Origin of the sequence: Blautia sp. Marseille-P2398, assembly GCF_964240315.1 — a bacterium.
Taxonomy (GTDB): domain Bacteria; phylum Bacillota; class Clostridia; order Lachnospirales; family Lachnospiraceae; genus Blautia_A; species Blautia_A wexlerae.
On the sequence record NZ_CAXSTD010000006.1, the window covers coordinates 15,617 to 35,239 of the forward strand.

The 19,623-nt window shown below is 41.2% G+C and carries 19 protein-coding genes and 1 tRNA gene; 4 read left to right on the forward strand and 16 right to left on the reverse strand.

Annotation, left to right across the window (positions count from 1 at the left end; translation table 11 throughout):
- Positions 1–5 precede the first annotated feature (5 nt).
- Genes ACESZG_RS08380 through ACESZG_RS08395 form a run of 4 tightly spaced genes read right to left on the reverse strand, consistent with a single transcriptional unit; the run spans position 6 to position 3,953 of the window.
- The gene (locus ACESZG_RS08380) at positions 6–908 is read right to left on the reverse strand and encodes a dihydroorotate dehydrogenase (RefSeq protein WP_008705490.1); all 903 of its coding nucleotides are present in this window, start codon (positions 906–908) and stop codon (positions 6–8) included.
- A complete protein-coding gene (locus ACESZG_RS08385; RefSeq protein ID WP_008705492.1) occupies positions 908–1,696 on the reverse strand; it encodes a dihydroorotate dehydrogenase electron transfer subunit in 789 nt (262 codons plus the stop codon). The genes ACESZG_RS08380 and ACESZG_RS08385 overlap by 1 nt, the downstream gene beginning before the upstream one ends.
- Before the next feature lie 10 nt (positions 1,697–1,706).
- Positions 1,707–2,633: an orotidine-5'-phosphate decarboxylase gene (gene pyrF, locus ACESZG_RS08390; RefSeq protein ID WP_008705494.1), complete on the reverse strand. Its 927-nt coding sequence runs from the start codon at positions 2,631–2,633 to the stop codon at positions 1,707–1,709.
- Positions 2,634–2,666: 33 nt separating this feature from the next.
- The gene (locus ACESZG_RS08395; RefSeq protein ID WP_008705497.1) at positions 2,667–3,953 is read right to left on the reverse strand and encodes a dihydroorotase; all 1,287 of its coding nucleotides are present in this window, start codon (positions 3,951–3,953) and stop codon (positions 2,667–2,669) included.
- A gap of 274 nt (positions 3,954–4,227) precedes the next feature.
- Between ACESZG_RS08395 and ACESZG_RS08400 the strand changes: the two genes are divergently transcribed.
- Positions 4,228–4,428 carry a cold-shock protein gene (locus ACESZG_RS08400; RefSeq protein WP_008705499.1) on the forward strand — a complete coding sequence of 67 codons (201 nt, stop codon included), beginning with the start codon at positions 4,228–4,230 and terminating at the stop codon, positions 4,426–4,428.
- 132 nt (positions 4,429–4,560) lie between these two features.
- Here the strand turns inward: ACESZG_RS08400 and ACESZG_RS08405 are convergent, their stop codons facing one another.
- Positions 4,561–5,034, reverse strand: coding sequence for a hypothetical protein (locus ACESZG_RS08405; RefSeq protein WP_020993366.1), 474 nt, complete (start codon positions 5,032–5,034; stop codon positions 4,561–4,563).
- A 74-nt stretch (positions 5,035–5,108) separates the two neighbouring features.
- Positions 5,109–5,948 (reverse strand): DegV family protein, encoded by an 840-nt coding sequence (locus ACESZG_RS08410; RefSeq protein WP_118633815.1) that lies wholly within the window; start codon positions 5,946–5,948, stop codon positions 5,109–5,111.
- Between the two features lie 254 nt (positions 5,949–6,202).
- On the opposite strand from ACESZG_RS08410, the gene ACESZG_RS08415 reads away from it, so the two are divergent.
- On the forward strand, positions 6,203–6,703 hold the full coding sequence (locus ACESZG_RS08415; RefSeq protein ID WP_226852705.1) for a DUF5721 family protein: 501 nt from the start codon (positions 6,203–6,205) through the stop codon (positions 6,701–6,703).
- Between the two features lie 13 nt (positions 6,704–6,716).
- Here ACESZG_RS08415 and ACESZG_RS08420 read toward each other — a convergent pair whose 3' ends face one another.
- The 7 genes from ACESZG_RS08420 to ACESZG_RS08450 all read right to left on the reverse strand — a co-directional run bounded on the left by ACESZG_RS08420 (position 6,717) and on the right by ACESZG_RS08450 (position 15,092).
- Positions 6,717–7,046 (reverse strand): sporulation initiation factor Spo0A C-terminal domain-containing protein, encoded by a 330-nt coding sequence (locus tag ACESZG_RS08420; RefSeq protein WP_008705507.1) that lies wholly within the window; start codon positions 7,044–7,046, stop codon positions 6,717–6,719.
- A 353-nt stretch (positions 7,047–7,399) separates the two neighbouring features.
- Positions 7,400–9,472, reverse strand: coding sequence for a molecular chaperone HtpG (gene htpG, locus ACESZG_RS08425; protein WP_062807214.1), 2,073 nt, complete (start codon positions 9,470–9,472; stop codon positions 7,400–7,402).
- A gap of 267 nt (positions 9,473–9,739) precedes the next feature.
- Positions 9,740–12,448 carry a hypothetical protein gene (locus ACESZG_RS08430; protein WP_373217973.1) on the reverse strand — a complete coding sequence of 903 codons (2,709 nt, stop codon included), beginning with the start codon at positions 12,446–12,448 and terminating at the stop codon, positions 9,740–9,742.
- Between the two features lie 323 nt (positions 12,449–12,771).
- A complete protein-coding gene (locus ACESZG_RS08435) occupies positions 12,772–13,029 on the reverse strand; it encodes a glyoxalase (RefSeq protein ID WP_008705512.1) in 258 nt (85 codons plus the stop codon).
- A gap of 1 nt (position 13,030) precedes the next feature.
- Positions 13,031–13,834 (reverse strand): HAD family hydrolase, encoded by an 804-nt coding sequence (locus ACESZG_RS08440; protein ID WP_020993369.1) that lies wholly within the window; start codon positions 13,832–13,834, stop codon positions 13,031–13,033.
- Positions 13,827–14,492, reverse strand: coding sequence for an HAD family hydrolase (locus ACESZG_RS08445; RefSeq protein WP_008705515.1), 666 nt, complete (start codon positions 14,490–14,492; stop codon positions 13,827–13,829). The genes ACESZG_RS08440 and ACESZG_RS08445 overlap by 8 nt, the downstream gene beginning before the upstream one ends.
- 6 nt (positions 14,493–14,498) lie before the next feature.
- Positions 14,499–15,092 (reverse strand): nucleoside triphosphate pyrophosphatase, encoded by a 594-nt coding sequence (locus ACESZG_RS08450; RefSeq protein WP_008705516.1) that lies wholly within the window; start codon positions 15,090–15,092, stop codon positions 14,499–14,501.
- 219 nt (positions 15,093–15,311) lie between these two features.
- On the opposite strand from ACESZG_RS08450, the gene ACESZG_RS08455 reads away from it, so the two are divergent.
- Positions 15,312–15,707, forward strand: a complete 396-nt coding sequence (locus ACESZG_RS08455; protein WP_020993370.1) for a hypothetical protein — start codon at positions 15,312–15,314, stop codon at positions 15,705–15,707.
- Between the two features lie 109 nt (positions 15,708–15,816).
- Here the strand turns inward: ACESZG_RS08455 and ACESZG_RS08460 are convergent, their stop codons facing one another.
- Positions 15,817–17,484, reverse strand: coding sequence for a glutamine--tRNA ligase/YqeY domain fusion protein (locus ACESZG_RS08460; RefSeq protein WP_373217976.1), 1,668 nt, complete (start codon positions 17,482–17,484; stop codon positions 15,817–15,819).
- A 402-nt stretch (positions 17,485–17,886) separates the two neighbouring features.
- Here ACESZG_RS08460 and ACESZG_RS08465 point away from each other — a divergent pair, with 402 nt between their 5' ends.
- Complete coding sequence (locus ACESZG_RS08465) at positions 17,887–18,396, forward strand: Uma2 family endonuclease (RefSeq protein WP_118330050.1); 510 nt, start codon at positions 17,887–17,889, stop codon at positions 18,394–18,396.
- A 380-nt stretch (positions 18,397–18,776) separates the two neighbouring features.
- Here ACESZG_RS08465 and ACESZG_RS08470 read toward each other — a convergent pair.
- Positions 18,777–18,848, reverse strand: a tRNA-Thr gene (locus tag ACESZG_RS08470).
- A gap of 113 nt (positions 18,849–18,961) precedes the next feature.
- Positions 18,962–19,564 (reverse strand): RNA polymerase sporulation sigma factor SigH, encoded by a 603-nt coding sequence (gene sigH / locus ACESZG_RS08475; RefSeq protein WP_274605204.1) that lies wholly within the window; start codon positions 19,562–19,564, stop codon positions 18,962–18,964.
- Positions 19,565–19,623: the final 59 nt, after the last annotated feature.

Consider the following 19,623-nt stretch of genomic DNA (forward strand, 5'->3'; position numbering starts at 1 on the left):
CTGTTTTATTTTACAATACCAACCATCTCTTTTACGGAATTGAATCCATTCTTCTTCATGTACGCTTCAATTCCATCGATCACTTCCAGTGTCACTGCCGGATTGTGGAAATTTGCCGTACCCACAGATACTGCGCTGGCTCCTGCAAGAATAAACTCAATTGCATCCTCTGCGCAGGAAATTCCGCCCATTCCGATGATCGGGATATTGACTGCCTGTGCAACCTGATAAACCATACGGACAGCAATCGGTTTCACGATCGGTCCGGAAACACCACCGGTTTTATTTGCAAGCGCAAAAGTCTTCCTGTTGATATCAATCTTCATTCCTGTCAGTGTATTGATCAGGGATACCGCATCTGCACCGCCTGCTTCCGCACCTTTTGCAATCTCTGTGATATCTGTGACATTCGGTGTTAACTTCATGATCACAGGCTGTTTTGCAATCTTTTTGATCTGAGCGGTAAGTTCCTCTACATGATGTGCATCCTGACCAAATGCAAGGAATCCTGCGTTTACATTCGGGCAGGAAATATTAATCTCCATCATATCAATTGGCTGATCTGCCAAACGTTCCACCACTGCCAGATATTCTTCCGGCGCATGACCGCATACATTTACAATGATCTTTGTATCATACTGTTTCAAAAAAGGAATATCCCTCTCACAGAAAAGATCGATACCAGGATTCTGCAGACCAATCGCATTCATCATGCCTCCGTAAACTTCAGCCACACGCGGAGTCGGATTTCCGGCCCACGGGACATTGGCTACGCCCTTGGTTGTCACTGCTCCCAGCTTATTAATATCTACATAATCAGCAAATTCTGCTCCTGAACCAAAGGTTCCGGATGCCACTGTTACCGGATTTTTCCACTCTACGCCGGCAATATTTACACTCATATCCATCAGATTTCCACCTCCGTAGAAAGAAATACCGGGCCATCCTTGCAGATTCTCTTATTATTCACATTGCTATGTGCATCTTTTTCTCTGGATTTGCACACACAGGCAAGGCAGGCACCGATTCCGCATGCCATACGTTCCTCCAGGGAAATATAACATTCAATCCCATTTTCTTCGGCATATTTCTTGATTGCACGAAGCATCGGAGTTGGTCCGCAGGCATAGATCACGTCCGCTTCCAGAGCATTCTCTCTGATAGCATCCATAACATTGCCTTTTGTTCCCACACTGCCATCCTCTGTGGCAATATAAAGTGTTCCCGCCGCCTCAAATTCCTCTCTGAGGAACGTATGACAGTCCCTGTATCCTGCAATGATCTGTTTTTTCTCACATTTCATCTGCTTTGCAAGTTCCAGGATCGGAGGAACACCGATTCCACCACCCATAAGGAAAACTTTTTTCCCCTCAGCCTTCTCTACAGGAAAACCATTTCCCAGAGGTCCCAGTACCGGAATGGTATCTCCGGCTTTCATCTGTGAAAATTCATCGGTTCCGGTTCCCTGTCCGGTCACTCTGTAAACCAGATGAAGACGGCCATTTTCTTTGTCAATCTCACAAAGACTGATCGGTCTGGGAAGAATTTTGGATTTATCATTTGTATAAAGAGATACAAACTGTCCTGGTTTCGCATCTGCTGCAATTCTGTCAGTCTGGATCCACATACTGTAAATGCCTGCACCAATGCTCTCCTGACTTACAACAGTGCAGATTTCTCTTGTCTTTTCGCTCATTTCATGCCTCCTAGCGATTGTTTAAAGCAGTACTGATGTCTTCGATCATATCTTTTACCGCCTGGCGGGATGCATCTGCATAATTTAATTCACCAAAGGAAGCATATTTTTCCTGTTTGTAAGCTGCAATGATTCCTCTGGAGGAATTGACGATCGCACCAAGTCCGTCTTCATTAAAGAAATGAACAAGATCGGCACCTTTTCCGCCCTGTGCACCATATCCCGGTACCAGGATGAAGGTTTTCGGCATGATCTTACGGAGAGTTTTTCCCATTTCCGGATAGGTTGCACCTACTACAGCACCTACATAGCTGTATTCATTTCCCATATGTGATTCTCCCCACTGGGCAACCTTCTCTCCAACCCACTCATAAAGCGGACGTCCGTCAATGATTCTGTCCTGAAACTCTCCGCTGGACGGATTGGATGTTTTTACGAGTACAAAAAGCCCTTTGTTCTCTTCTTTACATACATCGATAAACGGGTTGACACTGTCAGATCCCATATATGGATTGATTGTCGCAAAATCTTCGTCAAAACCTGCGATTCTGTTACTTCCCACCTGAACTTTACCCAGATGTCCGACTGCATATGCAGCAGATGTGGAACCAATGTCACCTCGTTTGATATCTCCAATAACTACCAGACCTTTTTCTTTGCAATAATCAATGGTGTTCTTATATGCCATTAAGCCCGGAATACCAAACTGCTCATACATTGCGATCTGTGGTTTCACTGCAGGGATCAGATCGCTGATCGCATCAACGATTCCTTTATTATACTGCCAGATAGCTTCTGCTGCTCCCTCTAATGTTTCCCCCAGTTCAGAAAAAGCTTTCTTCTGAATATGCTGCGGGATATAGTTGAGCATCGGATCCAGTCCTACTACGATAGGAGCGTTTGTTTTTTTAATGTTTTCAATAAGTTTGTTGATCATGAGTCTTTCCTCCTGAATATTGATATGGTATTTTTATGCATTCTGGTATACAACTTTTCCATCACAGATTGTATAGAGAATTTTTCCCTTTACTTTCCATCCGTCAAATGGTGTGTTGCGTCCTTTGGAAGCAAATTCATTTTTATCTATTTTATATTCGTGATCAATGTCTGCAATGACAATGTCTGCCGGATGTCCCTTCTGAAGTGTACCTCTGTCACTTCCCAGAATCTGTGCTGGGTTCCAGCTCATTTTCTCAATAAGCTGTGAGATTGTAAGAATTCCAGTTTCTACAAGTGCAGTATAAGACAATGCAAAGCTTGTCTCAATTCCCACAATGCCAAAAGCCGCATTCCGGATAGAGCCTGTCTTCTCCGGCACTGCATGAGGTGCATGATCTGTACTGATCACTTTAAAGGAACCATCCTTCAGTCCTCGGATCAGTGCATCTACATCTTTCTTCGTACGAAGAGGAGGGTTCATCTTATAGTTTGGATCATCACATTTAATATCATCGGAAGTGAGGATAAAATGATGCGGGCAAACCTCTGCTGTGATATTGTCCAATCCCTCTTCCTTCACAATCTCCATCATCTTCGCAACACCTTCTGTGGAACAATGGCACAGATGCAGTCTTGCCCCTGTCTCTCTGGCAAGAAGAATATCTCTCGCTGCGATCACATCCTCAACTGCATTGCAGATACCTGGCAGACCAAGTCTCCGCGCATTCTCATCCTCATTCATACATCCATCACCGCGCAGATCAATATCCTCACAGTGAGCAAAAATCGGAACATTGAATTTCTCTGCCACTTCCATAGCTTCTTTGCAAAGTCTGGTATTCATAACAGATTTGCCGTCTTCAGATAATGCCGGGATTCCCGCTTTTACCATTCCTTCGATATCAGAAAGTTCCTGTCCCTTCTCCCCCTGCGTAATGGCACCTGCTTGGAGCACATGAATGCCGGCAAGCTGTTTTGCCTTATTATGCACATAATTTACACGATCCGGACTGTCAATTACCGGTGTTGTATTCGGCATTGCAACAACCGTTGTCACACCACCTCTTGCAGCAGCCCGGGAACCTGTCTCTATATCCTCTTTCTGTGTCTGTCCCGGATCTCTGAAATGAACGTGAAGATCGATCAGTCCCGGCATTACCAGACATCCCTTCGCATCTATTACTTTGTCGCTTTTATCTTTTATTTTAAGTTTCTCACCGATCTCGGTGATCACGCCATCTTCCAGATAAATATCGCCTTTTTTATCAGTGTCAGTAGCCGCATCTACGATACGTCCTCCCTGAATCAGAATACCCATGCAATTCTCTCCCTTCGTTGTCGTTTGACAATAACTTTCTGATATACATAATACACGAAACTTCTTCTTTTATAAAGCCTTTTTTTACTGATGTGCAGTCTTTTTTGCTTGACAATTCAAAATGCGGGAGATATAATCAGTTCATATCTGGATTATTTAATGTATAGTCACTGGTTTTTAGAGATTATATAACAGTATATAATCTGTAAAATCTGGTGATTTTTTTATTTGCCAGAAACTATATAATTTTTTTATTTTTTATGGAGGTAACAACATGAACAAGGGAACTGTAAAATGGTTCAACGCAGAAAAAGGTTACGGATTTATCACTGGTGAAGACGGTGCAGACGTATTTGTACATTTCTCCGCTATCAATGGTGAAGGATTCAAATCCCTTGAAGAAGGACAGGCTGTAACATACGACTTAACAGAAGGTGCTCGTGGTATGCAGGCTGCAAACGTTACAAAATTATAATTTATAATTTTTGTTAACGCGAGAGGATTGAATTCCGCACTTTTCTATACGGATTAAACCTCAAAAAAATCCCCGGATTATCCGGGGATTTTTTATTGCTTTTCTTCTGTGAATCCATCAGAGATTCAATTTCTATTTAGCATCTGCGCTGTCTGCATCCGTTGTTGAATCTGCTGTTTCTGCAGCTTTATCGTCTGCTACATTTGTATCATCTGCTTCTTCAGATTTATCTGCGGTTTCCGTTTCAGAATCATCTGCGGTTGTGTCTGCTGCATCAGCATCTTCACTGTCTGTATCAGTGGAAGCTGTTGTATCTTCTTCCTCCGCTGTATCTGCATCAGTGCTGTCTGTACCATCGGATGCATCTGTTGACAGATTCGAAATGTAATTGTCAAGTGCAGTAGTATCCATTACTGTATTCTGAACCACATTCTCTTTGGCTCCTGTCACTTTTACATATGCAGAATAACCAATCCATGCAACAATCACAACACAAATGAATGCCCAGGCAAACATTTCCAGTCCAAAAAGTACTTTTTCTTTTCTGTCTGTTTTGTTATGCAGTCCTTTTCTGGCCTTATAAGCATCGACTTTCTTCTGGCTCATGATAGATCTCCTTTGCATCAATATTTCGTATTTTCTGATTATAGCACACTTTACTGCAAAAGAAAACAATTAGTTTATACTGCAACGATCACTCCGCCGTCATTTGCATACATAGAACTTACACCCGCTGTATCAAGGACTACGATCTTTGCAAGTTTCATTCTCTCTTCAAAAGCCTCTTTGAGCACCTGTGCTCTTGCCGGACAATTGCAGTGACTGATGGCAAGAACCTTCTCTGCACTGTCCGGGGTTTTCTCGATTACCTGCTCTACAAGCTTGATCAGAGCACGATTCATGCCTCTTGCCTGATCCAGCTGGCAGATATTTCCATCATCCGTAGAACCCATGACCGGTTTGATTTTCAATGCACTGGCCACTAACGCTTTCACTTTGCTCAGACGACCGTTCTTTCTCAAAGTATCAAGATTCTCAAGTATAAAAAATGTATGCTGTCCTTCAATATAATGTTCCACAGTTGAAACAACTTCTTCAAAACTCATCCCTGCTTCTTCGCATTCCTGTATCTTCATTCCGATCAGGCTTTCCCCGATGGATGCGGAACGTGAATTAAACACATGTATTTTTTTATCCGGATGGTCTTCCATAATAAGATCTCTGCCAAGCAACGCACTGTTATAGGAACCACTCAGCTCAGAAGACAAAGTCACTGCATAAATATGCTCAGCCTCGCAGTCATATGCTCTCATATATCTCTCAGGTGACGGGCAGGCTGATTTCGGACATTCCGGGCAGGCTGCCACTTTATCAATAAACTCTGCCTGATTAAATGTTTCATCATCTATGATCTGTTCAGCTCCTACCATCAGAGTCAGTGGAATGGATTCAAAACATTCATCTTTCTTCCATTCGTCCAAAAGTTCTCCACAACTATCTATGATAATCTTATATCTCAATTATATCGTCCTCTTTTCCATTATATGTAGTATTCAATACCAGATATATCTTATCACACCGCTTTACGTTTGAAAAGACTTTTTAATAAAAACACTGTTCTTTTTTTCAAAAGTGCTTTATAATAAAAAGACGCTTCCCGCAAAGTGCAGGAAGCGCTGCCTAATCCACAAAATATGTTCAGAAATATGCAGCAATCCAGAAGTATTTTTTTAATTCTGAACAGCTGTAAATCATGTTATCAGAGAGGTGTTGTATGCTTGCTTTAAAAATTACTGATGTAAAAGATTTTATGAATAAACTCCTGATCGGTGAGGTATTTGACCGTTTTTCTCTTGTCGAGGCATCTGTGACAACCTTCAACACTTTTACCATAAACGGAAAACTTCATTACGATTTCTTTGATACTGACACAAAGGCTGCTTTTGAGGAGAATTCCACAGAATATTCCCTCTGGCATGATGTAAAACCTTATTGTTTTTCTATCATACGCGGCAGACGCACACCTTTGAATTTCAGGATTGTATTTGAACTTTCTCATGATCAGACACAGTCGTTGTTAAAAAATGAACGGCATATTGCAGATATTCCTGTGCAAAGCTTTTATCTGAATATCCAGTACAAGAACCAGTCCCTTTTATGTACAACAGGTGTTTCTTATACTTCATTCAGTCCGGATAAACGTCTGGAACATCTCTGGGATGATTCCATGACTGTTTTTCTCTCCAGTCATCACATTCCCTGTGAGAAATTATGAGTAGATTCTGTTATCAGTCTTTATCCGAATAACGCAGATAATAGACCAGAATATCTATAAACTCACTGTTCGTCGGTTTATCTGCCATTGTACATCCTGCCATTTCTTCCAGTGTATCCTTATGATTCATCCAACATAAGTTTACCAGTGTTCTTATGTTGTGTTCTACATTAGACGGCGTTGATTTATATTTTCTTGCAATGACCGGATAAATATCTTTGGTGACTTTTACCGGTCGCTCATAAATTTTCTGTGCCATTTCTACTGCATCCACAACATAATAATATCCTTTATACTTTGATGTTGCACCCAATTTTCTAATAACTCCATAAACTGCACTCATACATCGTTCCTCCTGTAACTTCCATAATCTGTGTTTTTACAGATTTGGATATCTCATTTATTTACACACATTTCTCTATAAGTAAATGAAAGTCACGATATTGGCTGCCCGGAAGCACCATTGCAGTCACTATTCTCTGTAACCCGTTATATTTTATGCGGATTCGGCATATTCATTAAAATATCGGCAACTTAATAATAGGAATTCATAAGACATTTGTCAATACCAATGTAATTGTTTTCCACAAAAATAAGGAGCAAAAGTTATTCTCCGCTCCTTATTTGATATTCTGCTATTCTGACAGGCGTATCTGTCCTCTCATTGATCTGCCGGCAAATTGCCTGCTTTCTATCTTATTTTGCAATCATCAGCAAAATTTCATTGCTTCTCTGAACAAATCTGGTCATTTCGTCCGGTGAAAGCTGTTTATGGCTCATCATCGCAAGGTCATACAACTGTTCACAGATAAGCGGAGCCTTGTCAGATTCCTGATTCTCTGCCAGATATTTAACCAATGGATGATTCGCATTCAGAACCAGTGTTTCCTGTCCGCCAAACATATTCGGATCCATTCCATACATATTATACATCTTCATCATATCCTGCATACGGCGGCTCTCTTCGGAAAGAGTCATCATTGCTGATACATTTTCATTTTTCAGATTCTCAACATGTACTTCCAGTTTATCTTTATTAAGGCTCTTGCGGAAAAGTTCTGTCAGTGCTTTGACAGTTTCTTCATCGGCAGTACCCTCACCCTTCATTTCTTCGGTCAGATCCGCATCAATACGCTTAAACTGTACTTCCTGATGTTTCTGCTCAAGACTGGAAATAAATGCACTGTCAATATTATGTTTCAGGATAACGGCATCTTTTCCTGCTTCCTTAAACATATTGATATACTGACTCTGCTGAACTTCATCAGTTACATAGAAAATTACTGTCTTCTCAGGTTCTTTCGCTTCCGCATTGTCTTTGTTTTCAGACTCTGCTGCATCTTCTTTCTTTTCTTCTGTCTGAGCCTCAGTTTCTTCTGTTTCTTTTTTATTCTCTTCAATGCAGTCCTTTAATGTGAGATATTTGCCATCAAGATTCTTAAAGAGTACATAATCTCCCATTTTCTCTGCAAACTTAGCATCTTTAATACAGCCATATTTAATAAACGGGCTGATATCATCCCAGTATTTCTCATAAGATTCTCTGTCAGTCTTGCACATTCCGGTAAGCTTATCTGCCACTTTTTTGGAAATGTATTCAGAAATCTTCTGTACAAATCCGTCATTCTGCAATGCACTTCGTGACACGTTCAATGGAAGATCCGGACAATCGATCACACCTTTCAGAAGAAGCAGGAATTCAGGAATTACTTCCTTGATATTATCTGCGATAAATACCTGATTGTTATAAAGTTTGATCGTTCCTTCAATGGAATCATACTCTGTATTGATCTTCGGGAAGTACAGGATACCTTTTAAATTAAACGGATAATCCATATTCAGATGTATCCAGAATAACGGTTCCTTATAATCCATAAATACCTTGCGGTAGAATTCCTTGTATTCATCATCTGTACATTCATTCGGATGCTTCATCCAGAGCGGATTAATATCACTGATGGAAACCGGACGTTTATTGATCTTTACTTTATCCTTTGCAGGAGAAATTTCAACAACTTCCTTTTCACCTTTATCATTTTCTTTTTCTTCTGTCTTTGCTTCCTCATGAATATGTTCAACAACTACATCATCGTCTCTTAACTCAGATTCATCAATTGTCTCATATTCCTGAGGTGCATTTGCTTTGGAAAGGTAAATATGAACCGGCATGAAGGAACAGTATTTCTCAAGAATCTCACGCATACGGTACTCGTTTGCAAATTCCAGGCAGTCTTCATTCAGGAACAGGGTGATTTCTGTACCAATCGTATTCTTGTTACCTTCCTGGATATCATATTCTGTTCCACCATCGCAGGACCAGTGTACAGGCTGTGCACCTTCTGTATAGGAAAGTGTATCAATATGCACTTCATCCGCCACCATAAATGCAGAATAAAATCCAAGTCCAAAATGACCGATCATCTGATCATCTGTAGTTTTGTCTTTATATTTCTCAAGAAACTGAGTTGCACCTGAAAAAGCAATCTGGGTAATGTATTTCTCTACTTCATCAGCAGTCATGCCAATACCATTATCGATGAATTTCAGAGTTTTCTCATCGGGATTAACAATTACCTGAATCTCCGGTTTGTATCCTTCCGGAAAAGTATATTCTCCCATTACTTCCAGTTTTTTCAGTTTAGTGATCGCATCACATCCGTTGGAGACCAGCTCTCTTACAAAAATATCATGATCGGAATATAACCATTTCTTGATGATTGGGAAAATATTTTCACTGTTAATTGATAAATTTCCATGTTTTACAGCCATGCTGTCCACACTCCTTTTTGTTTTTAATCATTTGCCGCAACTTTATCTGTCAATATACTGCATTCTTACCTGCTCTGCCTCCTGAGCCAAAACTATCCTCTCCTGTTTATCCTTTGAAATAGCTTTTGACTCCTGTAAGTTGCTTCTCTGAAAGATATAGTAATACCATTTATTCCAAAAGTCAAGAAAAAATTAGCACTCACTAAAAATGAGTGCTAATAATTTTATATTTTACATATTCCCCTGTATTTTTTCTTCAGATAACTCTTATTTCTTTCGTCTTTTGTATACCACAACTCCCACAATACATCCCGCTGCAATCGCCAGAATAATCACAAACGGTGTGATATTAGTCGTATCTCCTGTCTTTACCGCTGTTTTCGCACTTGCTCCATTCGGCTGCGGAGTCGGAGTTGCAGTTACAGTCTGCGCCTGTGTAATACTGAAATTCACCTGTTTAGTATCCTGCTCCCCTGTATTCTTCCATTCACTTCCATTATACTTCTGACGGTCAAATGTAACTGTCAATGTGTAGGTTCCGGCCTTCGTAATTCCAAATGCAGCAGTATAAGGTGCACTGCTCCAGCTATTTGTATTGATCACTTTCCAGTTATACGGTACATAGCGGACATCTCCCTTTCCCGGACTTTCATTGTCCATACCCGCTCCGACTGCTGTAAATGTAATCTTTGACTGTGTTGTGTATCCATCTGAACTGATTCCTGTAATCTTATTATCTGCCGGATCTGCAATTTTCGCCTTGCGGGTAGCTTTAACCGTAAACTGAACTTTCACTTCTGCACTGATCTGCTGTTCATTATCAATCACAACTGACTCTGTATAGGAGCCGGCCTTTAACCCCTCCTTCGGGCGGATTTTAAATGTACAGCTCTCCCCCGGTGCAAGCTCTGTGGCTGAAAGTTTCCCGATTTTAAAGTTTTTACCTGACGGTGCATTTAAAGTTACATTTGTATTCCCCTCATTCGTCACTGTAACTTTCTGCGCTTCCGGTGCCTCACTATATCCTTCTTTTGCTTTTCCAAAATTCAGTTCTTCCGGTGTTACGGATAATTTATAAATCTTTTTCACTTCCGAAACAGTCGCAGAAGCTTTGATCGTTGTTAATACATCTTCCTGTCCTTCCGAACTGGTCTGGGCTATCTGAATACTATCCAGATAATTGCCGACTTTCAGACCGGTCACCGGTACTGCTGTAAATGCAGCAGAATCTCCCGGCTCCAGCACTGATGCCGAAAGTTCCCCAATATCAAAATACTCTGCATATGGCTGCATCAGCGAAACAGTTGTATTTCCTGTATTGGTAAGTGTAATGGTCGTCGCTTCAGGAGTATCATAACCTTCCTTCAGATCATCATAACTGAAAGATTCCGGATCTGCCTGAACTGCTGTGATCTGTTCCTGTTCTGCCTCTTTTACAGATACTTCCGCAGTTACCTGCGCTGCTACTTCCGAATCCTCTTCACTTTCAAATATCAGGGTATCACTGTAATCCCCCTTCGTCAGACCGGTTTTTGGCTGTACCATGAACATAAGAGAATCACCTTTTGCAATCTGTATTCCTGATACAGCTTCACTTCCATCTTCGTTCATCACCTCAAAATAATCTGATTTCGGTATCTTTAAAGTGACAGTTCCATCCCCTGTATTTGTTACGGTTACGGACAGTGTCTCATTGGCCTGTGTATAATTTTCTTCGATATCGCTGAAATTAAGACTTCCTGTATTTACATCAAGAGACTGTGCCTCAAGAGATGCATCTGCATTGTCACCTGCCGATGGAGCCTCGCTGTCATCTGGCGTCTCTGTCGGTTCTGCAGAAGGCTCATCCGAAGGCTTCAGATCTTCGTCATCTGATGAATCATCCTCACCTTCAACTGCAATCTTCGCTTCAAAAGAAACCTCAATACCTTCTTCCGTCCGGTATGTGATCATATCATCATATTCACCCGGTTCCAGCCCTTCCCTCGGCTGTATCCATACGCTTACAGATTCACCTGCACTCAGCGGTTCTATAATATCCTGAGCCATAAAATGTTCCGGACTGATCTCCTGAAAATTCAAGCTCTCATTTCCGGTGTTCGTAATCTGCACATACTGTGCTTCCACATCCTCAAGATCACTCTTTACTGTTCCAAAATCACAGATCTGATCTTCGCTGTCCTCTACAGTGACAGTCGCTTCGTAAGTCTTTTTATCTTTATCATCTTCACCTGCTGCCTGTCCATCTTTCTCTGATCCATCTGTCTGCACATTTCCGTTCTCATCCACCTGCAGCTGATCTTCTGTATAAATTTTCATCTGGGAATCATCAGTACCTTCTGTTGTTTCCTCCGGCTGACCTTTTGTGTTCTGAGATTCATCTTCCTGTTCATTCCCTGCATTCTGCTGTACATCTTCTGTTCTATCTACATCCTGATTTTCAGAATCCTGACTGCCTTCTGCATTATCTGCTGTTTCTTCCAGCTGTGCATCCTCTGTTCCATCTGCCGTTTCTTCCAGCTGTGCATTCTCTGTTCCATCTGCCGTTTCTGTCTGCTGTGCATCCTCTGCTTCCTGTTCCACTGCTTTCGCCTCTTCTTCAGTTGCAGCTACCTCTAACGTCTTTGCAGTAAGAGTACCTGTCAGTCCGCTTCCATCTACAGGGGTCAGATCAAGCACCAGTCTGCATCCCAGATCATCCTGAGTGATCGTATAGGTCTTCTCAGTACCTACCTGTGTTAACTCCTTCTCCCCGGTCTGTCTTGACCAGGAAAAAGTAAAATCTTCATCCGTAACCTCTTCCGGTGTAACCTTTGCATAATCTGCACTCAACACTACGCCTACAGCTGCAAGTCCCTTAATCTTAAGCTTACCGCCCAATTCTCCTGACGGAGCTGCCGCAAAAACCATGGATGGAATCATTGAAATAACCATCATCACAGTCATTACAACTGCAAGAAATCTCTTTCTCTCCATCTGTAGTCCTCCTTTTCATTTATAATAAGATTTGTAATTATTCAGCAGCCACTCTGAAGGTACTGAATAATTACAGTTCTGTGATGCTTCTGTGTCTGTCTGCCCTTTTCATTCCCATCACAGACCACAACATCGTTTTTTCTCTGTATAAAAGCATTATAGCATCACATTTTCCGGAAATGTAATCTGTATTTTCTCCCTTAAAACAACTTCAGCCCCTGAGTATCAGAGTTCAATTTTCTCCAATATTCAGGGACCGAACTGTGTTTTACAGTTATTTCTCCGATATATCACGTGATATCCATAATTTGACCGAACAGTTTTTATCCTTCTACTATCAGATATTTTCCATCCGGCAGAGCAAATACTTCACTTGCATCTTCCAGTTCTTCATCTGACATTCCTTCCACATCAGCGCCTGACTCTTCCAGATATTCTCTCACTTCTTCAATAGAATCCACAACCTGCGCCATGCAATCCTCAAGGAATGCTTCCGCTGCTTCATATGATTCTGCTACCGCCTGTGGAAAAAGCTGCTCCTGATTTTCAAGAAACGTATTAATACATTCTTCTGTAAACAATTTAAATAACCTCCTCAATCTTTCCCTTTGCCCGGATCAGCTTCTCAAGGACCGGTTCAACCTGTTTTGTCATATAGGACGTAGCTGCCCGTACCCCCTCCTTGGAATGCTCCATGGCAAAGCCATATTTTACCGCTTTAAGCATCTCTATATCATTATATTCGTCTCCGAACGCAATACATTCTTCCGGCGAAATATGATATCTTTTCTGATATTCTCTGATTCCTTTTGCCTTGTTTGTTCCAAAAGGAATAAAATCAATCCACTCATTTCCCGAAGTGACAACAACACATTCTTTTCCAAATCTGTCCATCCAGTATTTCACAGATTCTTCTGTAAGGCCGGCCGGTTCAAACACAGCCAGCTTCATAATAGGAGCCGTCATCTCTTCCATGCTGTTTACAAATCTGCATTCATTTTTTACTTCATATAACATATGGTCATGAAATCTCTTTGTCTTCGGCATCAGGTAGTGGTAATCCTTTGCAGAACAGGTAAACTCGGCATCCTTCTTTTCCAGGATTGCAGAAATAATCTCCCCTGCCAGCTTTCTGTCAAAAGAATCCTGATACAGTACCTCTCCATGATCCACTGCCAGCGCACCATTCTCCGAAATATAGGAAATCTCTGAAGCAACAGGTGCAAACAGCTTTGTCATATTCGGATATTGCCTTCCACTGGCTGCTACAAACATAATCCCCAGTTCCTCTAACTGCCTGATCAGCGAAAAAATTTCTTCAGGCAGAGACTGTGCCTTATGTAAAAGTAACGTCCCATCCAGATCACTTGCAACCAACTTAATCATTTCCATGTTCCTCGCAAATTTTTACCAGATCTGTCGGTTTCTCAGCGACAAGATCTGCTCCATTCTCATTCAGTTCTTTTCGGTCACGAAAGCCCCATAGCGCACCTACTGTATACATTCCTGCTGCTTTACCGGTCTTCATATCTGTACTTGTATCTCCCACATACATACATTCTTCCGGTTTTACACCAAATTTTTCCGCAACCATAAGCGGACCATCAGGTGCCGGTTTCCTGCGGATTGCTTCACTCTGACCAACTACCATATCAAATTCCCCATCAAAAAGCTGCGCAATTACTTTCACAGCTGCAGGATGAGGTTTATTTGAACAAACTGCCAGCTTCATTCCATGTTCCTTCAATTTCTTTAAGGTTTCCGGCATTCCCTTATAGGGAACTACTTTATACATCGGATCTGCTTCAAACATTTCCCGGTAAAGCTTCTGTCCCTCATCATAATGCGCAAGTTCCGGATCCCCCGCATCCTTAAGTGCGCGGCGGATCAGCATATTTGCCCCTTCTCCGCTGTAATATCTGAAATTATCCACCGGAAGTGTTTTCAACCCGAATTTTTCCATAATAATATTAGTCACATAAGCCATGGAATCCAGCGTATCAGCCAGTGTTCCATCCAAATCAAATATACATGCTTTAATCATCTTTTGTCATCCTCTTAAGTTAATTCCTGATTTCTTCATTTCATAAAATAATCTGGCAACCGGGAGTCCTACCACATTATTGTAATCTCCGTTGATCCCCTTTACATAAATTCCGAAAAGTCCCTGGATGCCATAGCTTCCAGCCTTATCCATAGGCTCTCCTGTAGCAACATACTCTCTGATCTCCTCATCTGAAACCGGATAAAAAGTCACATCTGTACTTTCATAAAAAGTATGTTCTGTCCAGACTTTTTCTTTCTTTTCCCATACAGAAACGCCGGTATATACCTGATGAGTACTTGCCTGAAGTTTCTTTAATGTATTCACTGCATCCTCTGTATCATGAGGTTTGCCAAGGATCACATTCTCAAACACTACCACTGTGTCAGATCCGATCACAATTGTTCCGTCGGCACTATCTTTCATAGTGCGGATAACAGAAGCTGCTTTATCCGAAGCCAGCTGTTTTACTGCCTCTCCCGGATTGTCTGAGATACGATTCTCATCACCTGATGCAGGCAACACTTCAAAATCTACGCCAGCCCGTTCCAACAGTTCTTTTCGTCTGGGTGAAGCAGATGCCAAAATAATTTTTCTCATAATAACCTCTTCTTTCCTGTCATAGTATACCTTGTATCTTTTTGGTATGCAACTGCTTTCATTAACTCTTTCCATAAAATTTCGCTTTTCTTTTTATCTGAAAAGTATTAAAATAACAATAACCTATAGCTGAATAAAATGGTGTCAGGAGTAAAAGATATTTTTATCCTGACTCGCTGTCAAAAATAGGAAAATATCAGAAAGGAGTTTATGATTATCATGGCTAAAATTAATAAATACTGGGGATATGTTGCAATAGGTGCCCTTACAGCAGCTGCTGCCGGTGCTGTAGCTGCCCTTATTGCCAAAAAAGGATCCTGTAAAGAGGATTTTGATTTTGAAGATGACTTTGATGATTTCGATCTGACTGATGAAAAGGAAACTGCTAAGGAAGATCAGGAACCTGCCGAAGATTTCCAGTCCTGGGAACATACAGGCGAACAGTCTGCAACAGATGACACCGAAAACGAAGAAGCTGCTGATACAGACGATTCTGAGAAGTCTTCCGATAAAGCTGCTGAAGTTGAGATTAAAGATGCAGAAGAGGAAGAAGATGCCGATGAACCCGAGAATTTTGAAGAGACTATGGACGCTGCATCTGAATCTGAAGAATAAACGTTACCGTTCACAGTAACGTAACCAAAAAGGAATGTTACTTCACGATTATACAATCGTAGAAGCAACATTCCCTTTTTATTCTGATTATATTACTATTTCAGTCTCATTATGCTTTCGGAAGTTTAAATGAGCTCTTCAGAGACACGATACGGTTGAATACCGGTGCACCCTCTTTAGAATCATGGATATCTGCACAGAAAAATCCTGTTCTTACGAACTGGAAGCTGTCATAGCCTTTTGCTTCCATAAGTGCTGGTTCTACATATGCAGTAACTTTTGTCAAAGAGTTCGGATTTACATTCAGAGAACCATCTTCTTTGTTGTATACACCCTTCTCCTCGTCTACGATATTCTCATAGAGACGTACTTCTGCTTTTCCTGCCTGACTTGCTTCTACCCAGTGAATGGTTCCTTTTACTTTTCTGCCATCCGGCGCATTGCCACCCTTTGTTGCAGGATCATAAGTACAGTGTACAACACGTACAGTTCCATCTTCATCAGCTTCATATCCTGTACAGGTTACAAAATATGCGTTCATAAGACGAACCTCTGTGCCCGGGAACATTCTCTTATATTTCTTAGGCGGATCTACCATGAAGTCTTCTCTCTCAATATAGAGTTCTCTGCCAAACGGTATTTTACGGGTTCCCAGTTTTTCATTCTCCATATTGTTCGGAGCTTCCAGATATTCTACTTCGCCTTCCGGATAATTATCGATCACAAGCTTGATCGGATCAAGAACAGCCATCAGACGTGGACGTTTCAGTTTCAGATCCTCACGGATGCAGTATTCAAGCATTGCATAGTCAACAGAGCTGTTTGCTTTGGATACACCGCAGAGTTCTACAAACATTTTGATGGATTCCGGTGTAAATCCACGGCGGCGCAGTGCTGCGATGGAAACCAGACGCGGATCATCCCATCCGTCTACGATGCCTTCCTCTACCAATTTCTTGATATAACGTTTACCTGTAACTACATTTGTCAGATACAGTTTTGCAAACTCAATCTGCTTCGGCGGCTGTGGGTATTCCAATTCTTTTACAACCCAGTCATACAGTGGTCTGTGATCCTCAAACTCCAGAGTACAGATGGAATGTGTGATTCCCTCAATCGCATCCTCGATGGGATGGGCGAAATCATACATTGGATAGATGCACCATGTATCACCTGTTCTGTGGTGAGTCATATGAGCAACACGATAGATAACCGGGTCGCGCATATTCATGTTCGGAGATGCCATATCGATCTTGGCACGAAGCACTTTCTCTCCGTCTGCATATTTGCCTTCTTTCATCTCTTCAAAAAGCTGCAGGTTCTCTTCTACGCTTCTGTTTCTGTATGGACTTTCTTTACCCGGCTCTGTAAGAGTTCCACGATATTCACGGATCTGATCTGCTGTCAGGTCACATACATAGGCTTTGCCTTTCTGAATCAGCTTTACAGCAGATTCATACATCTGTCCGAAATAGTCAGATGCAAAAAACAGTCTGTCTTCCCAGTCTGCACCAAGCCATTTGATATCTGCCTTGATGGATTCTACAAACTCACTCTTTTCTTTGGTCGGGTTTGTATCATCAAAACGCATGTTGAACTTGCCGTTATATTCCTGTGCAAGACCATAGTTTAAAAGAATAGATTTCGCATGACCGATATGAAGATATCCATTCGGTTCCGGCGGGAAACGCGTATGCACGGTGTCATAAACACCCTCTGCTAAATCTTTATCAATGATATTCTCAATAAAATTTTTGGAAACTGTTTCGTTCTCCATCTTTTTCCCTCCTGTTGTCGTATTTTATACTGTTTTATCACACATCTATATATAAAAAATACAACTGAATATTTTTTATGTCGAATGAATTTATATTATCATTGGAAATTCCATCTGTCAACCGTTTACACAACAGTGACAGGCCTTATATTTCTCAGACGTTACTGTTCACTCCGTTCACAGTAACGTAGCCAAAATTCATTCCAGATTGCCTGCGGCAATGGAATTTTGGCTTGTATGTCTCGGGATTTTGGCATATTCATGCCAAAACACCTTGCGGGACAGTGGTGTGTGAACAGTAACTCTCAGACTCATCTGCACTCTCTTTCAGCAGCTCATATCCTTGACTAACATCTTGCAAAATATTATAATTATATCAACATATCAAGGAGGTGCGGCAATATGAGTAATGCACTACCAATTGAAGATTTAAGTAAAACTTACCTGGAACATTCTATGGTTATCAATAACTTTGTTATCAAGATCGGCAGCCAAATCAAAGACAGCTTATGTCGTGTCTTTGGTGATGGTGTTCAGTATGAATGGCGTGAAAATGATGATAAAGTAATCATTCCTGACGTATCAATCATCTGTAACCTGAGAGACCGTAAGAACATTTCTTTCACTGGCATTCCCCGCTTTGTGATGGAAGTTTTGTCCAATGCCACAGAAGAATATGATCGACATGAAAAGATGGATATTTATTGCAAGGTCGGTGTCTCTGAGTATTGGATCGTTGACTGGAGAAAAAAATCTGTAGAGATTTATCTCTTCGATTTCAAAGAAGATGGCACTGGTTATCCGTATCTTTATAAGACTGTCACAGCCCAGAATAAAGAAGATTTACATCTGGTTATGTTTCCGAATCTGAAGATAACCTTTGACGAGCTGTTCGACATTGGTGAATATTAACGAAAAATAAGGCATAAACCAAGGAGATAGTTTACTCTTTTTTATTTGTTTCAGAATGTTTCAGAATCACTTGCATATTAATTTCCTGATCTGCATATGCTATAATGCCAGTAGGCGAAAAGAAATAGCAAGTCCATGTAGACAAAAAGAATGAAGCCCTCAGTAGTGCGAATACTGGGGGCTTCTTCTTATTTTTTATGGCAGACAAGAAACTCACCTCCTCCCGTTGCCGGGTATCGGTTGGACAACACTGTAAGTATAACATATCTCTTGTCATTCTTGAAGTACAAACAGTTCTTAGAAGTATATCAAAACTTCTGTTCTGATTACTTTTGAGTTACTGAAGTTCAAGAAATCCTTTATTTTTAAGCAATAAAAAAAGCTGATGACGGGAATTGAACCCGTGACCCCTTCCTTACCAAGGAAGTGCTCTACCTCTGAGCCACATCAGCATTGTGTCGGATTTACCGCTCACATTTAAATATATTATCAGAACTTGTTTGTATTGTCAATCCCTATTTTTAACTTTTTGATTTTTATTTTTGGGTTTTATACAGATATCTTTCTATTTTTGATATTGCTCCAACTGCTCTCTGATCTTGATTCGGATACGCTGTAATGCATTATCTATGGATTTGGGTGTTTTTCCCATAATCCGGGCAATCTCTCCGTATCCGTTTCCTGCCAGATAATATTCAAGAACCTGGTTCTCCATTGGACTTAACGTTGCTGTTATCTCCTGCTCCAGATTCTGGACATTCTCCTGGTCAATAATGATAGACTCCGGGTTCTCTCCCCAGTTATCTCCAAGATGTTCTTCATTTTCCCCATCCTGTTCGCTGAGGGAAATATAGGAATTCAGTGGCTGGTGCTTCTGCCTGTTGGAACTCTGGATGGCGTTGTAGATCTGTCTGTCCACACATATACTGGCAAAGGTCTGGAATGCAGCATCCCTGTCCGGCTGGTAATCGCGGACTGCCTTAAACAGTCCGATCATGCCTTCCTGTATCAGGTCATCGTTCTCCCCGCCTATCAGGAACATGGTCCTTGCTTTCTTGCGGACCATGTTCTTGTATTTTTCCATCAGATAGTCGAGGATTTCTGATTCCCCGTTTTTGAAACGGGAAATTAATTCTTCATCTTTAATTCCGTCATACTGTTTCATCAATTTAACCCTTCCGTTTTTCTGAAAATCTCTATCATTCGCCCAGAGGGCTTCTTATAGCA

What these genes read in the sequence shown, in the direction of transcription:
- htpG (WP_062807214.1), bottom strand. Translation starts at nt 9,472, where the DNA reads ATGGCTGTAAAACATGGAAATTTATCAATTAACAGTGAAAATATTTTC.
- ACESZG_RS08445 (WP_008705515.1), bottom strand. Translation starts at nt 14,492, where the DNA reads ATGATTAAAGCATGTATATTTGATTTGGATGGAACACTGGCTGATACG.
- ACESZG_RS08420 (WP_008705507.1), bottom strand. Translation starts at nt 7,046, where the DNA reads ATGAGTGCAGTTTATGGAGTTATTAGAAAATTGGGTGCAACATCAAAG.
- ACESZG_RS08460 (WP_373217976.1), bottom strand. Translation starts at nt 17,484, where the DNA reads ATGGAGAACGAAACAGTTTCCAAAAATTTTATTGAGAATATCATTGAT.
- pyrF (WP_008705494.1), bottom strand. Translation starts at nt 2,633, where the DNA reads ATGATCAACAAACTTATTGAAAACATTAAAAAAACAAACGCTCCTATC.
- ACESZG_RS08430 (WP_373217973.1), bottom strand. Translation starts at nt 12,448, where the DNA reads ATGGAGAGAAAGAGATTTCTTGCAGTTGTAATGACTGTGATGATGGTT.
- ACESZG_RS08380 (WP_008705490.1), bottom strand. Translation starts at nt 908, where the DNA reads ATGGATATGAGTGTAAATATTGCCGGCGTAGAGTGGAAAAATCCGGTA.
- ACESZG_RS08400 (WP_008705499.1), top strand. Translation starts at nt 4,228, where the DNA reads ATGAACAAGGGAACTGTAAAATGGTTCAACGCAGAAAAAGGTTACGGA.
- ACESZG_RS08415 (WP_226852705.1), top strand. Translation starts at nt 6,203, where the DNA reads ATGCTTGCTTTAAAAATTACTGATGTAAAAGATTTTATGAATAAACTC.
- ACESZG_RS08405 (WP_020993366.1), bottom strand. Translation starts at nt 5,034, where the DNA reads ATGAGCCAGAAGAAAGTCGATGCTTATAAGGCCAGAAAAGGACTGCAT.
- ACESZG_RS08455 (WP_020993370.1), top strand. Translation starts at nt 15,312, where the DNA reads ATGGCTAAAATTAATAAATACTGGGGATATGTTGCAATAGGTGCCCTT.
- ACESZG_RS08385 (WP_008705492.1), bottom strand. Translation starts at nt 1,696, where the DNA reads ATGAGCGAAAAGACAAGAGAAATCTGCACTGTTGTAAGTCAGGAGAGC.
- ACESZG_RS08395 (WP_008705497.1), bottom strand. Translation starts at nt 3,953, where the DNA reads ATGGGTATTCTGATTCAGGGAGGACGTATCGTAGATGCGGCTACTGAC.
- ACESZG_RS08450 (WP_008705516.1), bottom strand. Translation starts at nt 15,092, where the DNA reads ATGAGAAAAATTATTTTGGCATCTGCTTCACCCAGACGAAAAGAACTG.
- ACESZG_RS08465 (WP_118330050.1), top strand. Translation starts at nt 17,887, where the DNA reads ATGAGTAATGCACTACCAATTGAAGATTTAAGTAAAACTTACCTGGAA.
- ACESZG_RS08440 (WP_020993369.1), bottom strand. Translation starts at nt 13,834, where the DNA reads ATGATTAAGTTGGTTGCAAGTGATCTGGATGGGACGTTACTTTTACAT.